24 protein-coding genes and 2 pseudogenes are annotated in these 26,379 nt (G+C 46.4%); 7 read left to right on the top strand and 19 right to left on the bottom strand.

The window, feature by feature from the left end:
* Positions 1-3 precede the first annotated feature (3 nt).
* Together G7035_RS19575 and G7035_RS19570 are read right to left on the bottom strand one after the other, a co-directional pair.
* Positions 4-561 carry an outer spore coat protein CotE gene (locus tag G7035_RS19575; protein ID WP_013371552.1) on the bottom strand — a complete coding sequence of 186 codons (558 nt, stop codon included), beginning with the start codon at positions 559-561 and terminating at the stop codon, positions 4-6.
* Between the two features lie 126 nt (positions 562-687).
* Complete coding sequence (locus G7035_RS19570) at positions 688-1,584, bottom strand: LysR family transcriptional regulator (protein WP_029515102.1); 897 nt, start codon at positions 1,582-1,584, stop codon at positions 688-690.
* A 115-nt stretch (positions 1,585-1,699) separates the two neighbouring features.
* Here G7035_RS19570 and G7035_RS19565 point away from each other — a divergent pair, with 115 nt between their 5' ends.
* On the top strand, positions 1,700-3,016 hold the full coding sequence (locus tag G7035_RS19565) for an amino acid permease (protein WP_019687800.1): 1,317 nt from the start codon (positions 1,700-1,702) through the stop codon (positions 3,014-3,016).
* Positions 3,017-3,036: 20 nt separating this feature from the next.
* On the opposite strand, the gene G7035_RS19560 is transcribed toward G7035_RS19565, so the two are convergent.
* The 5 genes and pseudogenes from G7035_RS19560 to G7035_RS19540 form a co-directional block, all read right to left on the bottom strand.
* On the bottom strand, positions 3,037-3,993 hold the full coding sequence (locus G7035_RS19560; RefSeq protein ID WP_013371555.1) for an aromatic acid exporter family protein: 957 nt from the start codon (positions 3,991-3,993) through the stop codon (positions 3,037-3,039).
* A gap of 117 nt (positions 3,994-4,110) precedes the next feature.
* Entirely contained in the window at positions 4,111-4,944 is an 834-nt protein-coding gene (locus tag G7035_RS19555) for an ABC transporter permease (protein WP_019687801.1), read from the bottom strand.
* An 8-nt stretch (positions 4,945-4,952) separates the two neighbouring features.
* Positions 4,953-5,765 (bottom strand): ABC transporter ATP-binding protein, encoded by an 813-nt coding sequence (locus tag G7035_RS19550; RefSeq protein ID WP_016822104.1) that lies wholly within the window; start codon positions 5,763-5,765, stop codon positions 4,953-4,955.
* Positions 5,762-6,850: an ABC transporter substrate-binding protein gene (locus tag G7035_RS19545; protein ID WP_019687802.1), complete on the bottom strand. Its 1,089-nt coding sequence runs from the start codon at positions 6,848-6,850 to the stop codon at positions 5,762-5,764. The genes G7035_RS19550 and G7035_RS19545 overlap by 4 nt, the downstream gene beginning before the upstream one ends.
* Before the next feature lie 143 nt (positions 6,851-6,993).
* Positions 6,994-8,510, bottom strand: a pseudogene (locus G7035_RS19540) (carboxypeptidase M32).
* A gap of 173 nt (positions 8,511-8,683) precedes the next feature.
* Between G7035_RS19540 and G7035_RS19535 the strand changes: the two are divergent.
* From G7035_RS19535 to G7035_RS19520, 4 genes are all read left to right on the top strand, one after another.
* Entirely contained in the window at positions 8,684-9,247 is a 564-nt protein-coding gene (locus G7035_RS19535) for a beta-class carbonic anhydrase (RefSeq protein WP_016822107.1), read from the top strand.
* Positions 9,248-9,489: 242 nt separating this feature from the next.
* Positions 9,490-10,056: a PadR family transcriptional regulator gene (locus G7035_RS19530; RefSeq protein ID WP_016822108.1), complete on the top strand. Its 567-nt coding sequence runs from the start codon at positions 9,490-9,492 to the stop codon at positions 10,054-10,056.
* Positions 10,057-10,216: 160 nt separating this feature from the next.
* Complete coding sequence (locus G7035_RS19525; protein WP_016822109.1) at positions 10,217-10,672, top strand: hypothetical protein; 456 nt, start codon at positions 10,217-10,219, stop codon at positions 10,670-10,672.
* A gap of 3 nt (positions 10,673-10,675) precedes the next feature.
* Entirely contained in the window at positions 10,676-10,954 is a 279-nt protein-coding gene (locus G7035_RS19520) for a YxcD family protein (RefSeq protein ID WP_017427605.1), read from the top strand.
* A 95-nt stretch (positions 10,955-11,049) separates the two neighbouring features.
* Here G7035_RS19520 and G7035_RS19515 read toward each other — a convergent pair whose 3' ends face one another.
* The 10 genes from G7035_RS19515 to G7035_RS19470 form a co-directional block, all read right to left on the bottom strand.
* Positions 11,050-11,919, bottom strand: coding sequence for an STM4011 family radical SAM protein (locus G7035_RS19515; protein WP_019687804.1), 870 nt, complete (start codon positions 11,917-11,919; stop codon positions 11,050-11,052).
* Entirely contained in the window at positions 11,916-13,343 is a 1,428-nt protein-coding gene (locus G7035_RS19510) for an STM4012 family radical SAM protein (protein ID WP_019687805.1), read from the bottom strand. The genes G7035_RS19515 and G7035_RS19510 overlap by 4 nt, the downstream gene beginning before the upstream one ends.
* 69 nt (positions 13,344-13,412) lie before the next feature.
* Positions 13,413-14,195, bottom strand: a complete 783-nt coding sequence (locus G7035_RS19505) for an STM4013/SEN3800 family hydrolase (RefSeq protein ID WP_017427603.1) — start codon at positions 14,193-14,195, stop codon at positions 13,413-13,415.
* Complete coding sequence (locus tag G7035_RS19500; protein ID WP_019687806.1) at positions 14,195-15,529, bottom strand: STM4014 family protein; 1,335 nt, start codon at positions 15,527-15,529, stop codon at positions 14,195-14,197. The genes G7035_RS19505 and G7035_RS19500 overlap by 1 nt, the downstream gene beginning before the upstream one ends.
* 67 nt (positions 15,530-15,596) lie before the next feature.
* Positions 15,597-16,439, bottom strand: a complete 843-nt coding sequence (locus tag G7035_RS19495; RefSeq protein WP_016822115.1) for an STM4015 family protein — start codon at positions 16,437-16,439, stop codon at positions 15,597-15,599.
* A gap of 223 nt (positions 16,440-16,662) precedes the next feature.
* Positions 16,663-18,129 (bottom strand): efflux RND transporter periplasmic adaptor subunit, encoded by a 1,467-nt coding sequence (locus tag G7035_RS19490; RefSeq protein ID WP_016822116.1) that lies wholly within the window; start codon positions 18,127-18,129, stop codon positions 16,663-16,665.
* A gap of 71 nt (positions 18,130-18,200) precedes the next feature.
* Positions 18,201-19,718 carry a DHA2 family efflux MFS transporter permease subunit gene (locus G7035_RS19485; RefSeq protein WP_016822117.1) on the bottom strand — a complete coding sequence of 506 codons (1,518 nt, stop codon included), beginning with the start codon at positions 19,716-19,718 and terminating at the stop codon, positions 18,201-18,203.
* Positions 19,719-19,733: 15 nt separating this feature from the next.
* The gene (locus G7035_RS19480) at positions 19,734-20,387 is read right to left on the bottom strand and encodes an HlyD family secretion protein (protein WP_013371571.1); all 654 of its coding nucleotides are present in this window, start codon (positions 20,385-20,387) and stop codon (positions 19,734-19,736) included.
* 357 nt (positions 20,388-20,744) lie between these two features.
* Positions 20,745-21,557, bottom strand: coding sequence for a hypothetical protein (locus tag G7035_RS19475; protein WP_019687807.1), 813 nt, complete (start codon positions 21,555-21,557; stop codon positions 20,745-20,747).
* Between the two features lie 20 nt (positions 21,558-21,577).
* Positions 21,578-22,036, bottom strand: coding sequence for a flavodoxin (locus G7035_RS19470; protein WP_016822119.1), 459 nt, complete (start codon positions 22,034-22,036; stop codon positions 21,578-21,580).
* Between the two features lie 448 nt (positions 22,037-22,484).
* On the opposite strand from G7035_RS19470, the pseudogene G7035_RS19465 reads away from it, so the two are divergent.
* Positions 22,485-23,347 (top strand): annotated as a pseudogene (locus G7035_RS19465) (class I SAM-dependent methyltransferase).
* Positions 23,348-23,355: 8 nt separating this feature from the next.
* Positions 23,356-24,102 carry an RluA family pseudouridine synthase gene (locus G7035_RS19460; protein ID WP_019687808.1) on the top strand — a complete coding sequence of 249 codons (747 nt, stop codon included), beginning with the start codon at positions 23,356-23,358 and terminating at the stop codon, positions 24,100-24,102.
* A 94-nt stretch (positions 24,103-24,196) separates the two neighbouring features.
* Here G7035_RS19460 and G7035_RS19455 read toward each other — a convergent pair whose 3' ends face one another.
* The gene (locus G7035_RS19455) at positions 24,197-25,699 is read right to left on the bottom strand and encodes a DHA2 family efflux MFS transporter permease subunit (RefSeq protein WP_019687809.1); all 1,503 of its coding nucleotides are present in this window, start codon (positions 25,697-25,699) and stop codon (positions 24,197-24,199) included.
* Positions 25,683-26,168, bottom strand: a complete 486-nt coding sequence (locus G7035_RS19450; RefSeq protein ID WP_019687810.1) for a MarR family winged helix-turn-helix transcriptional regulator — start codon at positions 26,166-26,168, stop codon at positions 25,683-25,685. Before G7035_RS19450 ends, G7035_RS19455 begins: the two co-directional genes overlap by 17 nt.
* Positions 26,169-26,379 lie beyond the last annotated feature (211 nt).

Here is a 26,379-nt window from a genome sequence, read left to right as displayed (position 1 = left end):
CTGTCAGAGCTCGTCGTCAATGAGGTCGGGGTCGAGCTCCTCATAGTCCCCCTCTTCCGCTCCAAAATCAAAGTCCTTGTCAAAATCGTCACTGCTGCCATACGGGAATACTTCTACAACAATCTTCGTTTCCGCCACCAGCTCCACCGCAAATTCCCGCTCGACCCGGATCATTACGCTGCCACCTCCAGAAGACACACTGGCCTCAACGCAACTTGGCTCCTGTGTAGCTTCGGCGGATACTTCCACTGTAGACGCCCGGTGCTTCGGATCAAGATACGAGAGCGGCACATTTTCTACGTACGACACCGTTTCCTTAGCCACATCGGTCTGCGAGTTTTTATCGTATGAGTACCAAATATTGATATCATACGTCCCGATGACCTCAATGCCGTCTCCAGCCGCCACAGCTTCATACTGGTGGTTGATAATCCATGCCCCCAAAATACTGGTCGGATTATTCGGCGGAGTTACGGTATGGGTTACGGTAGAGAATCTGCGACCTTTACCACAGATCGCTTTGGTAATAATCTCTCTACGATTTTTATGACTTAATGCCATTCTTGAACCTCCTCCATACAATCAATCATTCCATACATATGTATGCAGGTTGTGGGCGAATGTTGAGTGAATAGGCGAAAAGGAAAAAATATTATTTGTATAAGCATATGCCGCCATGGCTTGAACTCATGCACGCCAATGTGTTACATGCTGCTCAACGATCTGTAAAAATTCGCTGAGAGCTGGCGATTTCCACTTTTTCGTATGATAAGCGACCTGAGTAGCCACCTGCTGTTCACTGTCATCCCAGGCTAGACGTGCCATTTTCCCTTCTCGCAACTCATTTTGTACCGTAACTAGCGGAAGCAGCGCAATACCCAGTCCAGCCATGACGCATTGCTTGATGGCTTCAATGCTCCAAAATTCCAGACTAGGGTCTGCAAAAATACCGTGTTTGTTCAAATACTGCTCAAAAAGGATTCGGTACGTACATCCAGCCTCCGTATGCAAAATGGTTTCGTCCTTCAAGTCGGCAGGCTCTACCTGTGTACAGGCAACCAGTGAATGCTTCAGAGGCGCAACCAGCGCCATCGGCTCATGAATAAGCGTGGTGATATTCAGTTCTCTATCCTCCGTCTCAGGTTGAAGCAAAAAAGCCAAATCCAGTTCACCGGAACGGATCAAATCACGTAATTCCCAGCATTCGCCGGGCTTAAGTACAATTTTGACCTTTGGGTACCGCTCTCTGTACTCACGGATCAAACTCGGCAAACGAAAAGCAGCCAGAGACTCTGGTGCTCCTATTTTTAGCGTCCCTGTTAATTCTGTTTCTGAACGAAGCGCATCCTTAGCCATAGCATGCATCTTGGAAATTTCCTGCGCATAGGGCAGCAGGCGTCGCCCGGCATCGGTCAGCATGATTTTCTTGCCAATGCGATCAAACAGCGGCGTACCCAATTCCGTCTCCAGTGTTTGAATTTGAGCAGTAATACTTGACTGTGCATAATCCAGTATACGCGCTGCTCGCGTAAAACTGCCTGCCTCCACCACATTTATAAAGGTAAACAAATGCCGCGATTCCATAATCCGCTCCTTCAATCGATTTTTCCGATGCAAGCAATCGTAATATTCCGTTTTTCCGATAGATTGATTATCTGATAAGCTGGAGAAAATAACAAGAGAAAGAAGGCTTTTCTGCATGACGAATGAAAATAAGCTTCAATCCACTATTGGTCTTCCACAGGCCATTGCGCTCTATATCGGAGCTGTATTGGGTTCGGGGGTATTGATTGTGCCGGGTCTTGCCGCCCAAATGGCGGGTCCAGCATCGTTGCTGGCATGGGGATTCATGACCCTGCTCATTCTGCCAATGGCGCTTTCCATGGGACTTCTATCCGCGAAATTCCCAAATGCGGGAGGGGTATCGCATTTTGTGACGTTGGCCTTTTCCCCACGTGCTGGTGCTTATATCGGGTGGTTTTTTCTCATGTCGGTTCCAATTGGGGCCCCTGTTGCCGCACTTACCGGAGCCGGCTATATGACCGCAGCTATGGGCTGGGGAGAGGAAAGCCGCATACTGTTGGCCGCTGCCATGCTGGCGGTGGGCCTGGTCATCAACTGGATTGGTATGAAGGTTGCCGGACGTATTCAGATTGCCGTCGTTATAGCCATCGTTGCCGTCCTGATATTCGCTATTGCCGCAGCACTCCCTCAGATGAAAACTGTTCACTTCACGCCGTTTGTTCCACATGGCTGGCTTTCTGTCGGCCAAGCAGCTGCGATTCTGTTCTGGTGCTTTATCGGCTGGGAGGCTGTGTCCCATATGTCAGAGGAATTTACCAATCCCGAGCGGTCTGCCGTTAGAGGTGTGACCATTGCAGCCGTCATTGTGGGTTTGCTTTATTTCCTTACTGCGCTTGCTACGGTAGGCACACAAAGTTACCTTGCAGGAGGTTCGGATGCTTCGCTCATATGGGTGATTAGTCGGGCTATCGGGCCATGGGGTGCGATCATTGCGGGCTTGACGGGGATCTTTATTTGCACCGCTACTATTATTGCTTACGTGGGTGCCGCTTCACGAGTCGCTTATGCTTTATCTCGACAAGGACAGGCCTTTCGCTGGATGGGCGTGTTATCCCAACGCTTCCATACCCCCATCGGGGGCATCGCTTTTCTTAGCGTCTGCTTCGTGATCATTATGGTGTTGTACAGTAGCGGTGCTGTTTCACTCACCAACCTGATCCAATTGCCGAACGCTACCTTCATTCTGACCTATCTAGGGGGTTGTGCAGCAGGAATCAAGCTCCTACGCGGGAGTCGTTGGGGAGTTTCCATTAGTTGGATTTCCTTCATCTCCACGGCAGTTGTTTTCCCCTTTGTCGGGTGGGCCATGCTTTACCCTTGCCTGATCACCGCTGTCTTATGGATCACAGATCGAATTCGGCATAAACGAACTTTCACTCACCCAGGTTCTGCCATTACCGAACAAGAAAAGGCTACTGTCCGTCATGGATAGTAGCCGCTCAGGTCCTTACTCTAATTTTTCACTGGAGTAGGGGCCTTGTCCTTTTTAGCGATTTTCAAATACTGATGAAGCTCATGTGTAAGCTGCAATAATGCCGAACGGATCTCAAATTCCTCCCGTGTGGCAGGAAGCTCCATCGCTTTAAATTCTTCACGAACCTGCTCTAACAGCTTCTCAGTCTGCCCCGTATAATGTCCAGCCAAAACGTCGTTGCTAAGCTGGTCGAACAGCTCGGCCAGAAGCTTGGCCTGCGGCATGTGCTGATACATTTGTGCGATCAACTGCATCATGTTTTGAATCGAATCCAGCTGTTCTTTGCGCATATAAAAATACACATTCCAGCCCTCTTGGGGACGAAGCATTTGATTTTCCAATGAACGCCCCGCCTCAGTGACCCCTTTGGTGATTACGCTGTCCGCTTCAATAACTTCCTTACCATCCCATATGTATGCCGGACTACGCAGCGTGTTGGCCATATTTCTGAAAATAACAGAAAATGTCCGATCCACCTCCTGCCGGATTTGTTGCATTGTATTATCAGAACGCGGCATATAAGCTAAATTGACAACCATCGCAGAACCCAGTCCAATCACCAGCAGAGCCAGCTGGGTCAGCAGAACCTCCATATCAATCACACCGCCGCTGAATACTCGGAAAACGACGACTGAACCCGTGACAATGCCTTCCTTAAAGCCTACCCGTACAATGACCGGAAACGCCGTTAAAATATATAATGCAAGTACCCAATCATGGAATCCGAATACCACAAACAAAACACAAGCAAAAAGAAGTCCCACGACGGATGCAAAAAATCTAGCCGAAATGGTACGGAGACTTCTCTTGCGTGTGACATCCACCCCCAAAATTGCTAAAAGCCCTGCCGAGGTGGCTCCGTGAATGCCTACTCCCTCCGCAATAAGTACGGCCATTAATGCGGCAATAGCCGTTTTAATCGTACGAAAGCCCATGAAAAAATTCTGTCCCCTCTAGATGAAATCTGTTTTCTAATTTTCATAAATATTAAGTATTTCATTTTCATGGTACTTTATTTTCACGTTTTACACAAATATTCAGAAATTTAATAATTACCGATGAGGGCGACCCGAAAGCAGGCGGTGCTCCACATACACGACTGCCTGATACATCAGTGTAGCTACGACAGCAATGATCAACAAACTGGACATGACCAGCGTGAAATTGAATACCTGAAAACCATAAATAATCAAATAGCCTAAGCCGTTTTTAGCTACCAAAAATTCACCCACAATCACTCCAACCCACGCCATGCCGACATTCACTTTTAGCGTAGAGACAATTGCGGGAAAGGATGCGGGCAAAATTACCTTTTGAAACGTATCACGGCGTGATCCCCCAAACGTGCGAACCACTTTGATCAAATTCGAATCGACTTCCTGAAAGCTGTTGTACACCACTAGTGTCGTAATGATAACCGTAATGGAGAGGGTCGTCATCAGAATTGCGGTAAAACCTGCCCCAAACATGACGATAAAAATCGGACCCAGCGCTACCTTGGGCATACTGTTAAACACGACCATATACGGGTCAAGCACCCTCGACAAAAACGGCGACCACCAAATAAGTACCGCCAGCAGTGTACCGAGCAGTGTGCCTAGCAAAAAACCAGCCATTGTCTCTCCAACAGTGACACCTACATGCCCCCATAATTCACCGCTGACCGCATCCTTGCCAATTTGAGTGAAAATTTTGCTAGGGTAGCTAAACAACAGTACATCAATCCACTTCAAACGACCTGCAATTTCCCACAATACAAATAAAAGCAGCAAAATAGCTGTCTGCACACCTGTTACTAACCACTTTTGCAAACGCCTATTACGCAAATACGTCTGATGCAGTCCTTGAATCCATCGTTGCTCAAGCTGTTCAGCTTCGTTCTTCATACGTTAACTCACTCCTTTGCTCCCGAAGCCTCCAGTTCCCCCCATATCTCATGAAAAAGCTCATTAAAGCCCGGCTGCTCGCGTGCATAAAAAGGCTGGGCTTCCCGGATGGAATCCGGAATTTCAAAGGTACGCCGAATATGACCAGGATTTCGCCCCATCACTATAACCCGGTCGCTGACTGCAATCGCCTCGGCCAAATCGTGCGTGACTAAAATCGCCGTTTTCTCTCGCTCCCGCAAGGTTTGCACAACAAGGTCCTCCAGCTGTAGCTTGGTTTGATAATCCAGCGCGGAGAACGGCTCATCCAGCAGCAGCAGTCCCGGATTAGTCGCCAGCGTCCGTACCAGCGCCACACGCTGGCGCATTCCTCCAGACAACTGGGATGGATGCAAATGCTCCTTTCCTCCCAGACCCATGCCTTCCAGCAATAACCGTGTACGCTCACGCGCAGCTTCATCTACTCTGTTGCTTAGTTCCAGACCTAACAATGCGTTATCCATGATCGTCCGCCACGGGAAGAGATAATCCTGCTGCAACATGTAACCGACCTCAGGGCTCGGGCCACTTACCGGCTGACCTTGCAGCATAACTTGACCTGCCGCTGGACGCAGCAGCCCGGCGATCATAGACAGGATCGTCGTTTTGCCACAGCCGCTTGGACCGACTAAACTGACAAACTCCCCTGTATTTACGGAAAAATCGATATTCTCAACCGCAAGTGAAGCTTCCCGATCTGTTACATACACATGGGTCACTTGCTCCATTCTCACCATCGGGATCGTCACATCCGCAGTGAGACCACTCTGTTCTTCCATCATGGTGAACCTCCAGCATCGACAGCTGTATCCGTAGCTTCAGTTGCGCTCTTTTTCACATCTGTCTCAGTATTCCCGATAGAGTTGGAGGAGATCGCCTGTTTTGCAAAGCTTGAGTTGACCAGCTTATCTAGTGCAACAGGGCTTTTCAGCTCACCTGCCGAGGCCATGACATCCTGTAAATTCTTCCATTCCTTTTCCTCAATCATCGGGTTCATAGCATAGGTACTCTGTTCCTTGTAGCGCTTGATACTACTCGTCAAGACGGCTAATTCTGTATCTTTAAAATAGGGTGTAATCGCTTCGGCGATCTGTTCAGGTGAATGCGCAGCAATCCACTCTTGTGCCCGATATATGGCATTTGTAAATTTCTGAGCGGCCTCGCTATTGGTGTTTAGATAGCTTTGCTTCGCCATATATACCGTATATGGCAACTCGCCACTCTCTACGCCGATGGAGGCAACTACCCTCCCCCGACCTTCCTTTTCAAAAATAGATGCCTGTGGCTCAAACAGCTGTACGTAATCCCCTGTACCTGAGCCAAAAGCAGAGGCGACATTGGCAAAATCAATATTTTGAATCAGCTTCAGATCCTTATGAGGATCAATGCCGTGTTTGCGAAGCGTAAATTCAAGTGACATTTGTGGCATTCCGCCCTTGCGTTGTCCCAGAAAATTTTGTTGTTTCAGCTTTTCCCAGTCAAAGCTATCCTGCGTTTGCCGAGCAAACAAAAAGGTTCCGTCCTTCTGTGTCAGCTGGGCGAAATTAATGATAGGGTCCTCTGCTCCTTGCTGATACACATAAATAGATGTTTCTGCGCCGATCAGCGCGATATCCGCCTGATTGGACAACAACGCCGTCATCGCCTTGTCTCCCCCAGGGATCGTAGCCAGCTGAACATCCAGTCCCTCCTGAGCAAACATCCCCTGGCTCAAGGCTACATACTGCGGCGCATAAAAGACCGTACGGGCTACCTCGCCAAGTCTGATCTCAATCGTTTGCTCCCCTTTGGGGGCACACCCACTGAGCAACAGTAATCCGAGTAGTGCCGCAGCCACCACTGCTTTGAAACGAGTGCCGTTTTTCATCCTTGTTCCCTCCCCACCTTTTTGCATCGTTGACTTCATATATTGTTATGCGGCTGTCGATATAATGGTTAATCGCATACAAAAACCCCGCATTTGCCTAAGAACGCGGGGTTTTTGTGTGTGATTATATAACAACTTCTAAATCACAGCTTGTATATGGATGTATATTTCTCTTCCAGATAGTCGGCGAGATAATCGGGATTCAGATCCTCACCTGTAATGGCTACAATCAACTCAGACGGCGTCCGACTCTTGCCGTAACGGTAAATCCGTTCAGTCAGCCATTGCTTAATCGGCTCCAGCTCACCAGCAGCAATCAGCTCATCCAGGTTCGGCAGCTCTTTGCGCAGAGTCGCCAAAATTTGCGCTGCATACATATTGCCAAGCGAGTAAGAAGCAAAATAGCCAAAGTCACCACCGGACCAGTGAACGTCTTGAAGTACGCCCAGTCCATCGCTCGGGGAAGAAGTCCCAGGTATTCTTTATATTTTGCATTCCATACCTCAGGGAGACGCTTTACATCCAGCTTTTCATTAAACAGCATTTTCTCAATTTCATAGCGGACAATAATATGTAAATTATATGTCAGCTCATCCGCTTCAATACGAATCAATGAATTTTCCACGCGGTTGACTGCCCGGTAAAATTGCTCAGCCGTGACCTTCGCCAAACGATCAGGAAAATGCTTTTGCAGATCATCGTAATACCGATCCCAGAAAGCACGACTGCGTCCGATTTTATTTTCCCACAAGCGGGACTGGGATTCATGTATCCCCATAGAGGTTCCTCCGGACAGTAGTGATCCTGCTAGCTCAGGAGCAATATTTTGTTCGTACAGTGCATGCCCTCCTTCATGCAGGGAGCTGAAAATAGCACTGGTTACATCATCTTGCAAATAATGTGTTGTTATACGCACATCACCTGGATTTAACCCTGTCGCAAATGGATGCACACTCTCATCCAAACGACCTGCGTCAAAGTCATAACCCATCTGACCTAAAATGAACAGACTGAACTTTTCCTGCTGCTTTACATCAAATACACCGTCTAAAAAGCTTTTATCCGGCTGATTGGGTGAAGCCTGAATTTTAGACAATAGGGGTACAAGGCGCTTTTTGAGACGATCAAAAACCGCATCCAGCTTTTCAACCGTCATCCCTGGCTCATATTGATCCAAAAGTGTGTCGTACTCTGTATCCTTAACCCCCCAGTAACCGATAAACTCGCGCTTCATGTCTACGATTTTAGACAAGTACGGTTCGAATCCGGCAAAGTCGCTATGTTCCTTTGCTTCCTCCCACTTGCTTTCCGCCTGAGCCGCTAAAATGCTATACTCCCGGTAGCGGTCTGCCGGAACCGAACGATTCAGGTCATAATTTTTGCGACATTCCTCTACCAGTCTGCGATCATTGTCTTCCAGTTGCTCCAGCCTATCTTCTGCGGCAAAAAATTGCAGCAACTGTCCCATCTCATCCGAGATCATTAGCTTGAACATTTCCGTGGACAGCATGCCCAACGTCTCCGACCGGATGTCAACGCCCTTGCGTGGAGCGCCTGTCCGTAAATCCCAGTGCAGCAAGCCGACTGCTTCGCCGTAACCACTGACTTTGTGTGCAATTTCCTTTAAAGCCGTCCATTGATCCAACGTTTGTTGCTCCATAATTAGAGACACCTCTTTAACTTAAAATGGTTAAAATTTTTAGATACCTATACTTGATGATAATTATATTAAAAAGTATAATCAACACACAACATGTACGACCAGCTCCTAATACCTGGATCAAACGTTGGGCGGTACATATTAAACTTTATTAGAATCTGGAGGGAACAATCGTGGATCACATCCAAGAAATTTTAGAGTACAATCGTGTTTTCGTAGAAAACAAAGAATACGAGGCCTATAGAACAGGCAAGTTCCCTAATAAAAAAATGGTTATCATAACCTGTATGGATACGCGGCTAACGGAGTTGCTCCCCAAAGCCATGAACCTGCGTAACGGTGATGTCAAAATCATCAAAAATGCGGGTGCAATTATTTCACAGCCTTTTGGAAGCGTAATGCGCAGTGTGCTAGTCGCTCTATACGAGCTGGGAGCAGACGAAGTGCTCGTTGTAGGTCATTATGAATGCGGTATGGCTGCATTAAACGCTGATCACATGGTTAATGAAATGCTTGATCGCGGAATTTCGCAGGAAGTGCTGAGTACATTGGAGAATTCAGGTATTAAGCTGAATAAATGGTTAAAAGGTTTTGACAACATTGAAGAAGGGGTACAGACTACAGTGAAGCTTATTAAAAACCATCCCCTTCTCCCTCCGAATACGCCCGTTCATGGCATGGTAATACATCCAGATACAGGAGCGTTAACACTTGTTGTTGATGGGAATAACCAGTAAACACTATATCTAGTTACCGGGGTAGTTCAGGCGCGTACATACGTGCTTAAACTACCCTGTTTCTATGAAAAAAAGCACATATACATACAGAATGCCCCCAGCTAATTTTGGCTAACCTGTGAACGACCAGTGTGAAAGTTGTCAAACCATACAGTTTCAGTGTACACTTTTTATGAAGCCGCAGATGATCTGCCGCAGAGCTGTTACAACCGTCACTAAGATGGATGAAGGAGATAAGATATATGAATTTACTATCGTATGGTCTGTTGGGGCTACTCGCCAGAGAGGAATCCTCCGGCTATGATCTGATGCTGCGTATACAGCCTTTTTGGCAGGCCAAGCACAGTCAGATCTATCCGCTACTGGCCCGTATGGAGAGCAAGGAACTGCTAGCCTCCCGATGGATTCAGCAATCCGACAAGCCTGATAAAAAAATGTATACCATTACCGACAAGGGAATCCATATGCTTCAGCAATGGTCTCAGGAAACGTTAGCTGCTCCGGTTACACGGGACGAATTAAGCCTTCGATTATTCTGTCTCTGGTTGACGGACAAAACGAGCGCCAATCGTATGCTGGAAGAACGTAAACGTTATTTTATTCAGAAAATCCAGCATCTAGAGGATATACTGAACGACATTCCCGCAGAAAATTTACACTTTGGCAGTAAGAATTTCGGTGACTATATTTTAGTGCAAAAAGGGCTTTTAAATGCTAGAGCAGGCCTGGAATGGTGCCAAATGGTGCTGCGCATGCTGCTTGCCGGTGATGTCAGAGCAGACACGAATCCGTTTTTACTTAAACCCTAAAGCTGAACGTTTTTATCAATCCGTGTATGGGATTTATGTACGTTATCGTTTATTTTTTTAAAATTTAAAATTCTTTGAAACCCTTTTCCATGCTATATCGTATTACGGGTAAGCGGTTGTTTGACCTATAACACAAATTACTAAGGGGGATTATATTTACATGAAAAAGACATTCACTTTGAAAAATATGATGATGCTGATGATGGCTTTCACCCTACTCATTGCTATGATCGCACCATCTACAGCTGATGCAAGGCGTGGTGGCGGATTTAAATCCGGACCAAAATCATACCAATCTACACCAAGCAAAGCGAATGACAGCAGCGGCATCAATAAGTCTGATAGTGGAACTAAATCTAGTGCTACTACGGGCAACACAAGCAGAACCGGTGGGTTCCTTGGTGGCGGTGGCGGGTTCCTCAAAGGTATGATGCTGGGCGGCTTGGCAGGTATGCTCTTTGGCGGATTGTTCGGCAACATGGGTGCATTGGGTAGCTTGCTTGGTCTGGTCGTTAACGTTCTAGCTATTTATGTTCTGATTATGGTTGGTGTAGGTATCTACCGAGCTATCAAAAATCGCCGTAGACCAGATGATTCTCGTGGAGGACGTTACTAAGTTATGATTTTAAGCATGGATGAGATTGTCAATGCCATTTGCCTGCATATGGCTGAACGCAAGGGCGTACAACCAACCGATGTGGTTGTGGAGCTAAGCTGGGATGAAGATACAGGCTATACAGCCGAAGTTCATGTCCAGGGACGCAGTCAATATCTAGTGGAAGCTAATATGATAGAAGCTATTCTGAGATATCTTCATTCCGAATACAATATTCGTGCCTATCGCGAGCAGGTCAGATTGGATCTGGATGAAGAAATTACTGCTATTGTCCAAACTTAATTAAATTGCATAGGCAATCGTACAAACTTATTTCCAAACAGAAGAACCGCTCTTTGCCTGATGGCAAGGGCGGTTCTTTTTTTTCTCTTTTTTGTCTAATGGATCATCATGGTTGTATGCGGCACCCTTTCGAGCAAGCCGTTACCGTACATTTCCCGAAATGGCTGCTCTTCCATATGGATATAACCGATATAACAACCGCATTCTTTCATCCGGCACGGACGCTGGGCGCTCAGCTCCTCCAGACCGTCTCTGTACAGGTGTCCAATCACACGGCGATCCTGATAGCAGTGTTTTACTCGTCCGTCACCTTGAACGTAAAATACATCTTCTCCCGCGCGACATGCTCGCCCCTGGCTACTATAATCCTTTAAATTCCATTGAAAATAGGGATCTATTGCAGTTAATTCGGCAACCTCGGCATCCGTATAATAATGGGGTCGGTCCTTGTAGGCGTTGACCCACATATACACTTCTTTTGGAAGTTGCGCCCGCAAAGAACGAATAGCCGGGAACGCCTGTTTCAATCCAACTGTACCGACACTATAGGAAATGCCAAGTTCAAATAGCTTCATAGCCTGCGATATAAAAGCTTGCTCTTTGGTTTCTCCAGGATGATATGTAGCCCACAGCGCAGCCGTCTCTGGATTTAGTTCTTTTGTCCAATCCAGCTTAGCCGAAAGGTTCGTCTGTACGGCCACTTTTTCCACATGCGCCATATGGGAGAACTCAATCATGGTCTTACGATACCAGGAATGAATCAAGGCTTCTCCATATGGATTAAAAAAAATGGAGAGCTGGTGCCCCAAAGCGCCCTGCTCTCGTACCCAATCAGCAAAACGTTCCAACTGCGCCCGATCCTTGTTCAACGTTTCCCGACTATCGACGTTTTTACTGAATGGGCAGTAAGGGCAAGCATAGTTGCATGAGGTCAACGAACCACGATAATATAAGGTCGCTCTCATGCGCCTACATATCCTTCCATACGCTCACGTACTGATGTGGAAATCATCCAGTCCCCAATCGCATCGGAATAGGCCATTCCTTCCTCCGTAAGTCGAAGCGTGCCCTCCTCGACCACAGCCATACCCGTTTCTAGCAGCAGTGACATTCCTGTAAAATCGTCTTCCAGGGATACACCGAAGCGCTCTGCATAGGCGCATAGTTCCAATCCTTCCCGATGAAGAAGTGCCTTCAGGATAAAGCGCCGCTTACGCTCATCCGCATTTAAAATAAAGCCGTAGTCAGCCAGATCATGACGCTCCGCCGCCACATAATCCGCGATAATACTACGTGTGGCTGCTGTACTGACACCATACCGGCTGGCATAGTGTACATCGCGTGTATAAGAGCGTGCTCCGCACCCCAATCCAGCCATGCCCTCCTCCTGGCAACTGTAGGGCAAAAGCTCTTTGCTGGATGTACCCTCATTTTTAGCAAAACGGCGCATGGAATATTGTACATATCCTGCCTGTTTGAGCCGTTCACGCGCTACTTCATACAAGCTAAGGCGAATATCGTGATCCAGCCCGGTATAGCCGGGCTTTAAAATCGTATTTTCACGAATATATAACGGGTAAAGAAAAATCTCTCCTGGCGAATAAGACAGAGCTTCCTCCAGAGAATACAGCCAGGTTTCCACCGTTTGACCAGGCAGACCATAGATCAGATCCACGTTGAGCAAAGGAAAATTGTATTCTACCAGCCGCTCAAGTGCTTCTCTAACAAGCTTTGGCTTCTGAGGTCGGTATATGGCGGCACTTTCTGATTCTACAAAGCTCTGGATTCCCATGCTGACACGATCTGTACCGCGGCGCTTGAGCACTTCCAGCCTATCCTCAGTTACAGTGTCTGGAGAGGTTTCAACTGAAATAGAAGCTCGCTTGGGGTCCAATCCCATAATATTTTCCGCAATGTCAAATAAACGCTCCACCAAAGGAGCCTCCAATAAGGTCGGTGTACCACCGCCAATCGCAAAACGCGAAAAAGGCCGCCCCCCCATAATTGGAGCCCATTGCCGAGCTTGTCTTTCTAGCGCATCCACATACTCCTTATGCACATCCTGACGCTTGTCCGGCAAAGTGAACAGGTTACAAAATCCACAGCGAGCTGCGCAAAACGGTATATGCATATACAAAAAATAGCTTTCCAACTCTTCTTTCTCCCACAATTCCTGCAATGGGAGCGGTGTATCGAACGAACGATAGGCCGTTTTATGCGGGTAAGAATACAGATAGGAGCGATAGGGAGCTTCTCGGATCGTACGTGCCCATTCTACAGGAGTATCCGGCCACTGAAATCTAGACGTTACTAAATTAGTGTCCATTCCCGGAGAAGTCTGGGTTGCTGGGCCCATTGGATGCAGGTGATTCAGATTCATGGCTTTCATTTCTGCTCCTTCCTCGCGCTGGATTGGATTCTTGATCATTTACCAGTGCAAACTACGTTTCTTTTTGTCCTACAGTATAAATTCGCGGTAAGGCACATTCCACACTACCTCATGCGCCAGGCGATGCCCTTCGTAGCCGTCTTCCCCATAAGCTGTACCATGATCGGAAAAAGCCATGCAAAACGTCTTGCCACGCTTCCGCAAAGCATCAAACAAGCGTCCAAGTTCACCATCCACATACCGCAAAGCTGCTCGTTGAGACTCTACTGAATCTTTTGAAGAGCCCTTTACAAAATAATGATTAGGCCCATGGATGGCTGATACATTCATAAACAAAAACAAACGCTGTGCAGGGTCTGCCTTTTCCAACAGCTTCAAGGCATGATTCACCTGATGCTCTGTTGAACGAGGGTTGGTAACGCCAAAGTTCATACGCCAGTAGCTCTCTTGAAAATATCCGGGCAGCACCTTGGCCAGCTTGTTCTTCTTCGTAAAAAAAATAACGCCGCCGATACAGATGGTCCGATAGCCCTCGTTCTCCAGCCCGGACACAATGTCCGGAGCATCGAACAGCCAGGTATGTGGATGCGTACGCAGTCCCGTATCTTTTGTGTGAAACAGCCTGACATGTGAAGCCTTATCCGTATTGGCCGGAGTCGGTAAAAATCCGCCAAAAAAAGCATGGTGTGCAGCATATGTAAAGCTCCCTGGTGTATGGCGCTTTTCCCACGACCCGGAGCCGCATAAATTCGGACAGTTTTCTTCCTCCAGCTTGGCTACATCATAACGCAGGGTATCCAGCGTAATCATGACAATATCATGAGAGCCAACAATTTGATTCATATCAGTCATTATCTGTCTTTCCTTTCCAAAACTACGCTCCTATTAGCAAGGTGCAACATTTCCCATTCATATGGATTCCAACCCTGATGTTCAACCCGGTACAGTAAATCACCGAACGGATTAACATCCAATACGTAGGGACGACCACCGTGAGCCGGAACAAGCACATCCAGTCCAGCAACCATGGACGCCGGAAAGACCCTCATGGCGGCTTTTGCAGTATGCTGAACCGATTCCACCGTACTTTGTGGTAGTTCGGCTTCCTCCAGCAAGAGCCGCTCATTACGCAAATGTAGATTTGTGATGGGGCTGTGGCTCAAACGTAAAACCGCATGACAAGCTTCTGATTCACACACGAGTTGACGCACATCATAAACACGTCCGTTCAAGGTCGCTTTGGGAATCCAGCGTTCCACATGTACCCCTTCCGAACATAGCCAGTTAAGGATGGCATGAATATCCTGCTTGTCTGTATAACGACGCAATCGTCCGGCATTATAATACACACGCTGTCCGTGTATGATCTCTGTTCCAATCGTAGTTACCGCCAGTTCTGCATGCGTTTTGGGATGTACTTGATAAGCCATGACACCAGAAGCGCCTGACCCGCAAAATATTTTCACAAATACGCGGTGAAACCCACTCTCTTTCATAGCTGCATGCAGATCAACAGCATTACGAAAAGCACCGCCTGAAGCTGTAAGCACAGGCGGGACCCTGATGTCTGCCTGGTCTAATACGGCGCTACAACGCCGTTTGTCAAACATGACGGCTACTTCCGCAGGATCGTTCATCCAGCGCGACGAAGGCCAGAGCCGATCTACTTCATGCCGCAGCCAAGCCAGCAGACGGCAATAGCCCCGGAACCATTGTGCCGGGTGCCAAATGCGACCACGCTGTTCCTGCAAACGGCGCGCTTCTGCCGCTAGTATACCTGTGCCATGTGCCCATTCCGGCCATGGCAACAGAGAATCGTCTCCCTCGGCATCCGGGGCGCCCAGAGCAATCAACTCCCGCTCTACCTCAAAGTTTTCGCCCGGTGCATCCAGACGTAGCAGCGGGCCTCTGTCCACCCGACCTTTCAGTAATTGATCAATGCTCTCTTGCAATTGGACACTGCCATTCACGCTATCTTGCGCAGCTTGTGCAGCTATCCTGACCATCAGTTCGTTCAGACTGTGTTTCTCTCGAATGGCCCCCAACACATCTGTATAGGAGACCTCCAGAGCTGACGGAAGCATTAATCTGCTTCGTGCTTCCTGCAGCCCCGTAGTTCGACGATTCCCCGAATTACCGAACAAGATAAACGGCTCGTTGACATTACTATCCCACATCTTCATCATAGAGCCGCCTCACTTTTATTCTTTTTAATTTTAAAGTCAATCCGTTTTAGAAATCCATTGGAGCAAATTACTCTGTCAGTGATGGATAGCGCCAATCATCTTCTTCATCTGCTTCTTGTTGATCTTCTACGTTCACAGATAAACCAGAGTTCTTCCAGCGCCCCATCATTTCACTAGACATATAATGATAGCTCAAATCCAGATGTTTCAGTCCTTTTATACTTTCACTAGCCAGCAACGCTTCTGCACCTTGATCAGACAAAGTACCTTGTGAGAGATCCAGTACTTCCAGTTGTCCAATCACAGGGGCATTAGCAGCAGCAATGGCAATTTCATCCTGTATCTCACTATCTTTGAGTCCCAAGTATGTAAGTTTGGGAAAAGGATTGCTGTCCAAAAACGGTAAAATATCTTCCAGTTTACCGTCAAAACCATAATCCTCGACACCCAAATACAGCTCCAGCTTGCGCAGTTCAGGCAGTTCGGCATTACGGATTTGTCGAAGGACGCTCACAGGTAGACCGCCACAAATAATAACCAATTCTTGAAGATGATTATGGCGAAGGGGTTCCAAGCTCAGATCCTGGCTTCCTTTAATATGTAAGGATTCAAGCTTTGGAAACGCTTCTAACAGCGGGGACAGATTCGTTTGGTTAATCCATGATACCTCACACTCATCATATTCCATATCACCAATAAACAGCTTGCGCACCTTAGGAAATTGATCTTTTAGCTTCACTAACACGGGTATAAAATCATCTGGTGAATTTTCATAGGCGCCGCCCCAATCTCCAATGATCAGATCCGTAACTTGGGCACTCTCCGGCTTGGCTGCCAGTTCCTCAATAGATTTAGCCATCGTTTGGCCATTCTCATAAGCTTCATAATCTACAACCAATTTCACTTCCATCTCACAATTCCTCCGATCGCTTGTCTGAGATCTCGTAAACTATCTATTTCCAATTTAGTCTATCCTATTCTACCAATGTTCGTCAAAAAAAGTCCCAGATCGACATTAACCCTATGTAAAATGTGCAAATGAAATAAAAACAAGACAGCCCAATTGCGGGCTGCCTTGGAATGTATCCATAATAAATTTCTACTATTATAAAGAACGCAAGTTTAGAACCAAGTTATTGGGTAATTGTAATCGGTGAGTTATCGGACAGCAATGCCAGATTATTCACGATCACATTCTCTTCCTTGCTCAAGCCACTGGTAATGAGTGTTTGTGAGCCTGTCGTTTGAACAGTTTTCACTTCCTTGCGTTTCGCATGGTCGCCGCTTACTACATATACATATTCTTTACCTTGATCCTTTTGAACTGCCGCAGTAGGAACAACAATGCCTTCTTGCGCATTGGCAGCGACAAAGCTGATATCAGCCAACATGCCGGATTTCAGTTTCATGTCTGGATTGGCTACTGAGATTTTTACAGGATAACCTTTTCCGCTTGCATCCAACGGGCTTACATTTTTTACTGTACCTGTTGTTACAATGTTGGAGGCTGCAACACGAACCTGTACCTTGTCACCTGCTTTTACATTGTTGATCTGTTCCGCAGGGACATAAATCAATGTATTGACCGTACTCAGGTTAGCAATGACTAGCGCAGGAGACTGAGCGGATACCATTTCGCCCACTTCTGCATTTTTCGTACCCACAATACCATTGATCGGTGATGTAACAACGGTGTCATCCAATGCATCCTGAGCAATGTTTACATTCAGTTGTGCCTGCTTAAGAGATTGTTGGCTAGACTCGATGCCAGCCGTATTTTGAGATACTTTAAGCTGATTCTGCGCATTGCTGTAGCCGCTGTTAGCATTACTGTAGCTATTTTTTGCTGTATCATAGCTGTTACGGGCTGTAGTTAGAGCCTTTTGAGCAGCTATCAATTGGTCTTTTGCATTAGCCTGCGCATTTTGTGCATTATTATAAGCCGCTTCCGCATTCACAACTGCGGTTTTTGCTTGTTCTAATTGTGCTTGGGTGCTCGCACCAGCATCAAACAGACTTTGTGTACGTGTTACATTCTTTTGTGCATCTGCCAAAGCTTGCTGTGTTTGTTTCACCGTATTGGCTGCCGAGGAAACACCATGTGTCGCTTGTTCTACGGCTGTAGTTGCTTGATTAATAGCCCCCTGAGCCTGATTGATTGCGCTTTGGGATTGAATCACACCGCTCTTGGACTGCACTAAGCCCGAAGTTGCTTGAACCATCGTTGATTCATGGGATGCTTGAGCGGTACTTACGCCAGCTGCTGCGGCTGCTGCTGCTGCGCGAGCTTTTGCAACATTGTTACGCATATCCTTATCGTCAAGCTTGAACAGGACCTGGCCCTTTTTAACCTCAGAACCAATATCAACAGGCAGCTCAACCACTTTACCGCCTACTTTAGGCACAATATTGACGGTTTCCGAAGGTGTTACCGTACCTGTATAAATATTTCCCTGTCCGATAATCCCCTGCTGTGCTTGACTAATTTTAACTGGAACGACCATGTCCTGAGCCGCTCCGCTATTACTGGAGCAGCCTGCCAGCACTGCGCCGCCGAGGACTAAAGCCGCTAATGTACTTTCTACTCTCAATATTTTCATGATAATTCCCTTTCTTTCTGTCCGTGGAAATAATGTAAGCCATCCAGTCGATATTTTTGTATTTCTCTTTATTAAGCTTCCGGCTGTGTCTTTGCTTTCTTCCTCTGAATAAACAAAAAGATGAGTGGAATCGTGCAAAACAGCGGTATAGATGAAATGAGGAACGTATCCCCAATTCCTCTCGATGTAGCATCCAGTGTGATTAAACTACTTATGGATGACATCCATGAACTACCCAATGTCGCCTGTAGCGTATGAGCTGAGTCCTGTGTAATGGACTCCGAAATTTGCTGGGCATGAGCAGCTGAACGGCTTTGCATAATGGCGGTCAGTACTGCAATCGCCATAGATGCAGCCACGGTACGTACCAGATTGGACGCTGTAGACGCATTGGCTACCTTGCTCGGATGAACGGCATTCATACCGACCGTGGACAATGGCATCATGCAAATACCAATTCCCAGACCCCGCAATGCCATTACGGTTTCCAACCAGGCATGCGAAGTATCTGGCGTAAGCTGATGAAGATGATAGGTCATAAAGCTGGTTAGTGTCAGGCCTACAAGTCCCAAAGGCACAATGCCGAACTTATCAAACAGCTTCCCGGCGATAGGCATCATGGCCGCCATGGCAATGGCCTGTGGAATGAGGATAATACCAGTATCAATCGGTGACACGCGCTGAATATTTTGCAAAAACAACGGTGTAAGGAACGTTCCTCCGTACATCCCCATCATGACCAGACTGGAGGCGATAACACTAATCGTATATTTTGAATTTTTGAATAATGAAATTTCAATTACAGCATTATCCTTGCCGCTTTCTACATAGATGAGAAAGACAAGTGCCCAGAAAGAAATAAACAGCAGAGATACAATCCCAAAAGAAGTCCAGCCATCACGCTGGCCGTTTGTCAGTGCGTACAAGAGTGTTCCTGCACAGGTTGCCGCTAGTAAAAATCCTGGCAGATCAAACGGTTTCGGCGTTACCTTAGGCGGCTCCTTGATAAGAAGGATGACCATTAAAATGGCAAATAAAGCAACTGGCAGACTGACAATAAACAAGAAACGCCAGTTAAACCATTCAATTAAGTAGCCACTCAGCGTAGGCCCTACAGCTGGTGCGGCCATTGCGGCGATCCCCCATATACCAAGGGACATCCCGATTTGTTCACGCGGCATGATTTTGTAAATAATCGTCATACTCAGCGGCATAATGACACCGCCGCCCAGACCAGCCAGTACACGCGCTGCAATCAGGGAAGAATCACTCCATGCAAAAATACATATTCCTGTTCCCAGCGAGAACACGCTGAGCGCAAGAATCAAAAACTTTTTGTACCCGATACGCTGCTCCATATATCCGGTAATCGGGACGATTACGCCGGATGCAAGCGTGTAACCTGTAATAACCCACTGAATACGTGTCGTCGTTGACCCTAAATCCGTCGTCAATCGTGGAATGGCGACGTTGATCAGACTGTTGTTCAGAATGGCGACAAAGGCGCCTAAAACGATAGCAAAAAAGGCAAGCCAGCGTTCTTTGGAAGAATCTGTCGAAGGAGCAGCAGCAGTTTCATTGGCAGCCACATGGACCCCTCCTTTTTAAGATGTATGAATTTTTACTTCCACGTTCGTCCCAGGGATAAGCTTCATGTCCTTCGGCTTGTTCACAGCAATTTCTACAGGTACACGTTGAGTCACCTTATTAAAGTTACCACTTGTGTTCACAGCAGGAACGAGCGAAAACACTGCATTGGAAGCTTCGCCCACTTTACGAACCTTACCCTGAATGACCTGATCGCCTGCCGCATCAAGCGTAATGTCAACAAGCTGTCCTGGTTTAATACGGTTAATATCGGTTTCTTCAATATTCGTGGATACATACAGGTTGTTCATATCAACCATAGTCGCTACAGCACTACCCGGTGTTCCAATTTCATGCTCCTTCGAATAAATCTTAATAACAGTTCCGTTAATCGGCGCACGCAGTACAGACTTGCTGATCATGCTTGCATCCAGTCCTGATACATCTTGCTCGGCAATCGGTTCATTGCGTTGCAGCACATCGCCTTCTTCAACATCAATGTGGCTAATCTCACCGGAGATTTGCGGCATTACCTTATACTGATCGGCTTGAATGCGCGCATCGTCACTTTTGACAAAATGTGTTGCCTGATACCAATAATAGTAGCCAATAGCTCCACCACTCAGAATGAGCAGCACGATGAGAATCGGCAATACAGTTTTCTTACTCACTTGTTCCACCCCTGTTGTCCAAAAAATTTTATTATTCAACGCTAATATTTTAAAATTGAAATATTAGGCCATTAAACCAAATGTAGAGCATAAATAAACACATGGCAGCGAGCCATGCACAAGACAGGACTTGTTTATGTACGTAAGACAAGCTGATCCATAGTCCACAAACCGTCTTCATTATATTTAAATATTTTCATATAACTATTGTACATTGAAATATTATAGATATATTTATCTATTCAGGCAATATAAATTTTCAGTTTTTTCAGAATTTTTTTTCACAAAAAAGAACCTTGTTTCCAAGGCTCTTTCATGAAAAGGGATAGTTTACATTTAAAGGTTCACACAATAATCCTAAGAGAAAAGCGTAGATCCAACTGACCGATCCCTACAGTTTTTCGCCTCCCGCTCATCCTTTTTGTCCTTATTCGCTCTGTTCTGCTGAGAAGCTTGCTGCCCCATACATCCCCTGCAACGACAGCGTTCTGCCGTACCATGCATATCCTCTCTGGAGTCTTTTAGTAGTCGTACGTAATCCAAAGATTGTTGTAAAGAAGCCGAACCAGGAAGAAAACGAACCTTCTTCCCTTCTAGCAGACAGTACACTTCGATAAGCTGAGGAAGATCTCCAAATGCATAATAACAAAATACATTTGTTAAATGATGAAATGTACTAATAACGTTAGGGTTGTAGTCCACCATATACTTTTGAATCAGCAATGAATCCGCTTGTTCTGATTGTTGCCAGGCTGCCTGAATAATCAGCGAAATATCGACCTCCAACTCAGGTACAGCTGTACAAAATTGTTCATACAACATCACAGGCACCAATAAGTCATTATTTAAGGCACATATTTTTGACAACTCGCCTGACACTTTATTTTTGACATCCCAGTAATGGAACAAAGATTCAAAACTGTTCGACTGCTTAGGCCACCACTTCTCCAGCACATACTGAACAGGGACTTCTCGCCGTACCTCTATTTCCATTCCAAAGTATTCGTTCAGCGCATGCCCTATCGCATATTGAACCCTTTGCCGCCAATTCCAACCCTCACGCCCTCGTTTTCTCTGTGATTGATGGATTGACTGCGGAGTTCTCCACATCTCTTCAAGCTGATAGTCGTGCAGAAGAGGAAAGCCGCTTAAGCTATCGCTATTGTGCATACCTATCCCTCACTCTCTTCTCAGGACACTCCAATGCCAGCCTGCGCAAATTGTCTTCCGTAAGCTCGGCAATTCTCCTTCTCATCATCGAGTGGATTGAATTCAATCTTCAAACTCTCCTGAATGACTGATGCGCCGCGTTCTTTGACTTTTTCCTCTACCAAGTCCACTGCGCCACAGAATTGTGTATAAGATGTATCTCCACTGCCAAATACAGCAGTCTTTTTACCAGACAGATCAAGCTCGTCTAGTTCCTCGTAAAAATCTAAAAATTCATCAGGAAGCTCACCATCTCCCCATGTATATACACCCAACAGGAATCCGTCATATGCGAGCAATTCTTGCGCGCTGCAATCATACGAAGCCTTCAACTCTGCCTCATGCCCTGCCTGACGAACACCCTCGGCGATCAATTCCGCGATTTCCTCTGTATTACCGGTCATGCTAGCATAAGCAATCATGATTTTACCCAAGTTCATCCCTCACCTTTATTTGAAATATGGGATGCTTTCATTCCCTATTACTCAAATAATATTTGATAATGATTCTCATTGTCAAATAAAAATTTTAAGCATGAAGTGTATTTTGGTAAACATATACGCAAAAAAGTCGCATTATATGCGACTGTTCACTATTAAAAACTATGGATTGTTGTAAAAATATTATGTACGTACAACCAAATCTCCTTTTCATAAATAGAATGAAAATCGGGATAGTTGTACGTACAAGTGGGATTGATTTCATTTTAATATGGAAGCGCTCTAATTACAAGTGTATTCGAAAAAATATTTTCGCTCCTTCTAACTACTTACTTATTCATGGAATCATTCGATTGTTGCTAAGGTTTGTTGTACAATAGACTCCATGTGGGGATTTGCGTAGCTTGCTGCCTAAATCCCGAATTGACTGCTGAAGGATGGATTGTACATGTATGTAGCACAAGAGTGGAAAGACTATGAAGTAATGGATACAGGCGGTGGTGAAAAGCTGGAACGTTGGGGTAATATTGTCCTGCGTCGTCCCGATCCGCAAATCATATGGCCTTTGACCCAGGAAACAGCCGAATGGCGTAATGTTCATGGGCATTATCACCGCAGCTCTTCCGGGGGGGCCAATGGGATATGAAAAAGCCTATCCCCGAGCGTTGGACGATTAGCTATGGACCGCTTAAATTCCACATTAAACCGACCAGCTTTAAGCATACTGGTCTTTTCCCAGAGCAAGCCGCCAACTGGAGCTGGATGATGGATAAAATTAAAGGCGCAGGTAGACCTATTTCCGTATTGAACCTGTTTGCATACACGGGAGGAGCCACTACTGCCGCAGCGTATGCCGGAGCCAGTGTAGTTCACGTGGATGCAGCCAAAGGTATGGTGCAGTGGGCAAAGGAAAACGTTCAATTGTCCGGTCTGGCTGACCGACCGGTACGCTTCATTACAGACGACGTGTTCAAGTTCGTGCAACGGGAACAACGTCGGGGCAACCGTTATGATGCCATTATTATGGACCCTCCTTCTTATGGACGTGGACCTAACGGAGAAACCTGGAAGCTGGAAGAAAGCTTGTATCCGTTTCTCGAATCCTGCATGAGCATCATTTCGGACCAACCCTTGTTTATGCTGATCAACTCCTACACGACAGGTATTTCACCTACTGTATTGCGTAACATGCTGAGCATGACGATGCAACAAAAGTATGGCGGACAAATTAGCGCCGGTGAAATCGGATTGCCGATCACACGCTCTGGATTGAATTTGCCTTGTGGTATTCTCGGACGCTGGGAGGCTTAATTCCTCTTATGAATCAAAATGAACTTACTCGGCAAGAGCATGCACAGCCGAATATTCCCGTCCTATATGAGGACAATCATGTCCTGGCGGTTGTAAAGCCTGTCAATGTTCCGACACAGGAGGATGCCAGCGGCGATCCCGATCTGCTGTCTTTACTCAAGGAAGATCTGAAAATCAGACACAATAAGCCTGGTAACGTCTTTTTGGGTTTAGTGCACAGGCTGGATCGACCTGTAGGTGGAGCCATGATTTTTGCTAAAACGTCCAAAGCGGCTTCTCGTTTGTCAGAATCGGTTCGAAGCCGTCATTTTCACAAGCTGTATACAGCCGTTCTGAATGGCGTTCCTGAGGCCCTCCAAGGCCGTCTAACCCATTACCTGCTTAAGGACAGCCGTACCAACACGGTCAAAACGGTTCGACCCGGCACGGCTGGTGCCAAGGAAGCCATTTTGGAATACCAGGTTGTCGGACAAGCTGCTGGACTCAGTCTTGTGAAAATTAAACTGCTCACCGGACGCCCGCACCAAATTCGTGTACAGATGCAGGCAAACGGCTGTCCCCTCTATGGGGACCAAAAATATGGCGGTAATCTGAGCCGCCCCGGTCAACAACTGGCCCTCTGGTCCTTGCTCGCTGGAGCACCGCATCCGGTCAGCAAGGAAGCAATGAGCTTCCACTCACTGCCTCCTGTCCAATTTCCTTGGAGTGAGTGGCCCTTGTCGCTTTATGATACAATGATTGCTTCGGATAATTGAGTAGACTTACCACTAAGAACCCGCACTGCATGTAAACAAACATGCAATGCGGGTTCTCTTTTTGCACAGAAATCAAATGAAAATGTATCCATGCTTATGATGAGGAAGCCATGGTCTTCCCCTTCTCGCTGTTCACCAGCTGTTGACGGGCACGAGCGTTTTGTGCATTCGTATTTTTGATAAAAAACGCCAATACCAAAGCTGTCACGCTCAATAGTGTTGCAATGATAAATGCCGAGTTAATACCGTAGATCGTAGCTTGATTGCTAGCAGCCAGCATTCCCGCTTTGTCCGTAACGCTTAGTCCTTCGGATGCAACCATCGTGGTCAAACGATTGCTGGTTTGAGTAGACATCACCGTCACTAGAATTGCTGTCCCAATCGAGCCCGAAATCATACGCAGCGTATTGCCCATCGCTGTACCATGGGCATTTAATCGTTGCGGAAGCTGATTCAGTCCGGCCGTTTGGATCGGCATCATCAGCAATGACATCCCGAACATTCGTACCGTATAATTGATTAACAGTGTCATATAGGTGGTTGATTCGGTTAAACGTGTAAATTCCCAAGTCGTTACAGTCATAATCAACAATCCAATTACAGACAGCCAGCGCGCTCCAATTCGGTCAAAAATAGCCCCCGTCACAGGAGACATGACCCCCATCAGAATCGCTCCTGGTAACATTAGCATACCAGACTGGAGTGGTGTAAATCCGCGAATATTTTGCAAATAAATTGGAAGCAATATCATACCGGCGTACAGAGCCATCGTCACAATAACATTAATGATTGTCGTCAAGCTGTACACATCGTATTTAAAGATACGAAACTCCAGCATAGGCTCATCTACCTTCAGTTGTCGGACAATAAATAAAATAAGCGCAATCGTCCCGACGATGAGTGTAGACAGGACTGGAATACTCCCCCAACCCGATGTTCCAGCATCACTAAAGCCGTATAACAGCCCGCCGAAACCGAGTGTAGACAAAATAACACTGAGAATGTCCAGCTTAGGCTTGGACTGCTCGGTTACATTTTTCAGAAAAATAAATCCGATCACAATCGAAATCACAGAAATCGGCAGGATGATCCAGAACAATACTCGCCAGTCATAGTGCTGGACTATATAACCAGATAAGGTTGGTCCAATGGCTGGAGCAAACCCCATCGCAAGTCCCAGCGTTCCCATTGCACGGCCACGACGCTCTATTGGGTAGATGTTCAAGATAACGACCATCATTAATGGCATCATAATCCCTGCACCCGCAGCCTGAATAAGCCGACCGATCAGCAATATACTAAAACTCGGCGCTATTGCACATAACAGCGTGCCGATTGAAAAAATAGTCATTGCACTAATAAACAATTTACGAGTAGAGAAACGGGCAATCAGGAATGCGGTCACCGGGATCAATACCCCGTTCACGAGCATAAAGCCTGTGCTAAGCCACTGAGCTATATTGGCATCTACATTCAGATCACTCATCATTTTCGGTAAAGCTACACTTATCAATGTCTGGTTTAAAATTGCAACAATTGCGCCAATCAACAGAGCGGCCACAATGGGTGCTCTGCGGACATTACCTGGTAGTGTCATTTGAGGACTGCTCAAGTTGATTCATTCCCTTCGGTGTTAATTTCATGATCATTTGTTTATGAACATCCAAGAGCAACTCTAGCTGCTCCTTCGGGATATCCAGAATTGGCAAGACGCGCTCCATCCACATGGCGTCTACCTTTTGCATTATATCTTTTCCTTCTGTCGTAAGCGTCAGTACTAAAGATCTGCGATCATGCTCATGCCGTCCGCGAGCGATATATCCCGCCTTGTTCAAACGATCAACCACCCCGCTCATAGAGCTGCTTCCCACATGAGCTATCTCTGCCAGCTCGGATAACCCAATATTGGGGCGTTTATTCAGAATGGCCAAAGCCATGTGCTGAATGGCCGTTAGATCCAAATGCTGCTCCTCGTTCCAGAAAGCATAAAATATCGTCTTGTTAACCTCCCTTACCGATTGAATAATCCGATACACCTCTAGTCTGTCTTCCTCTCTGTCGCTCACTAGAACCATCCTTCTTCCCCATACATATTCATTACCCATATACATAAACTAGTAACTATTTGTATACGAATTGTTATTTATTTATAACTATTATTTTATCATCTCTTATGTAAATGTCAACATTCCCCCAAACACTACCTATACTTGGGACACAAAAAAGCGCGGAAATGATACCAGGATCGGCATCTATCCGCGCATTTCTATTCCCTTA

Source organism: Paenibacillus polymyxa (assembly GCF_015710975.1).
GTDB classification, from domain to species: Bacteria; Bacillota; Bacilli; order Paenibacillales; family Paenibacillaceae; genus Paenibacillus; species Paenibacillus polymyxa.
This window is presented reverse-complemented; position numbering and strand designations above follow the sequence as displayed.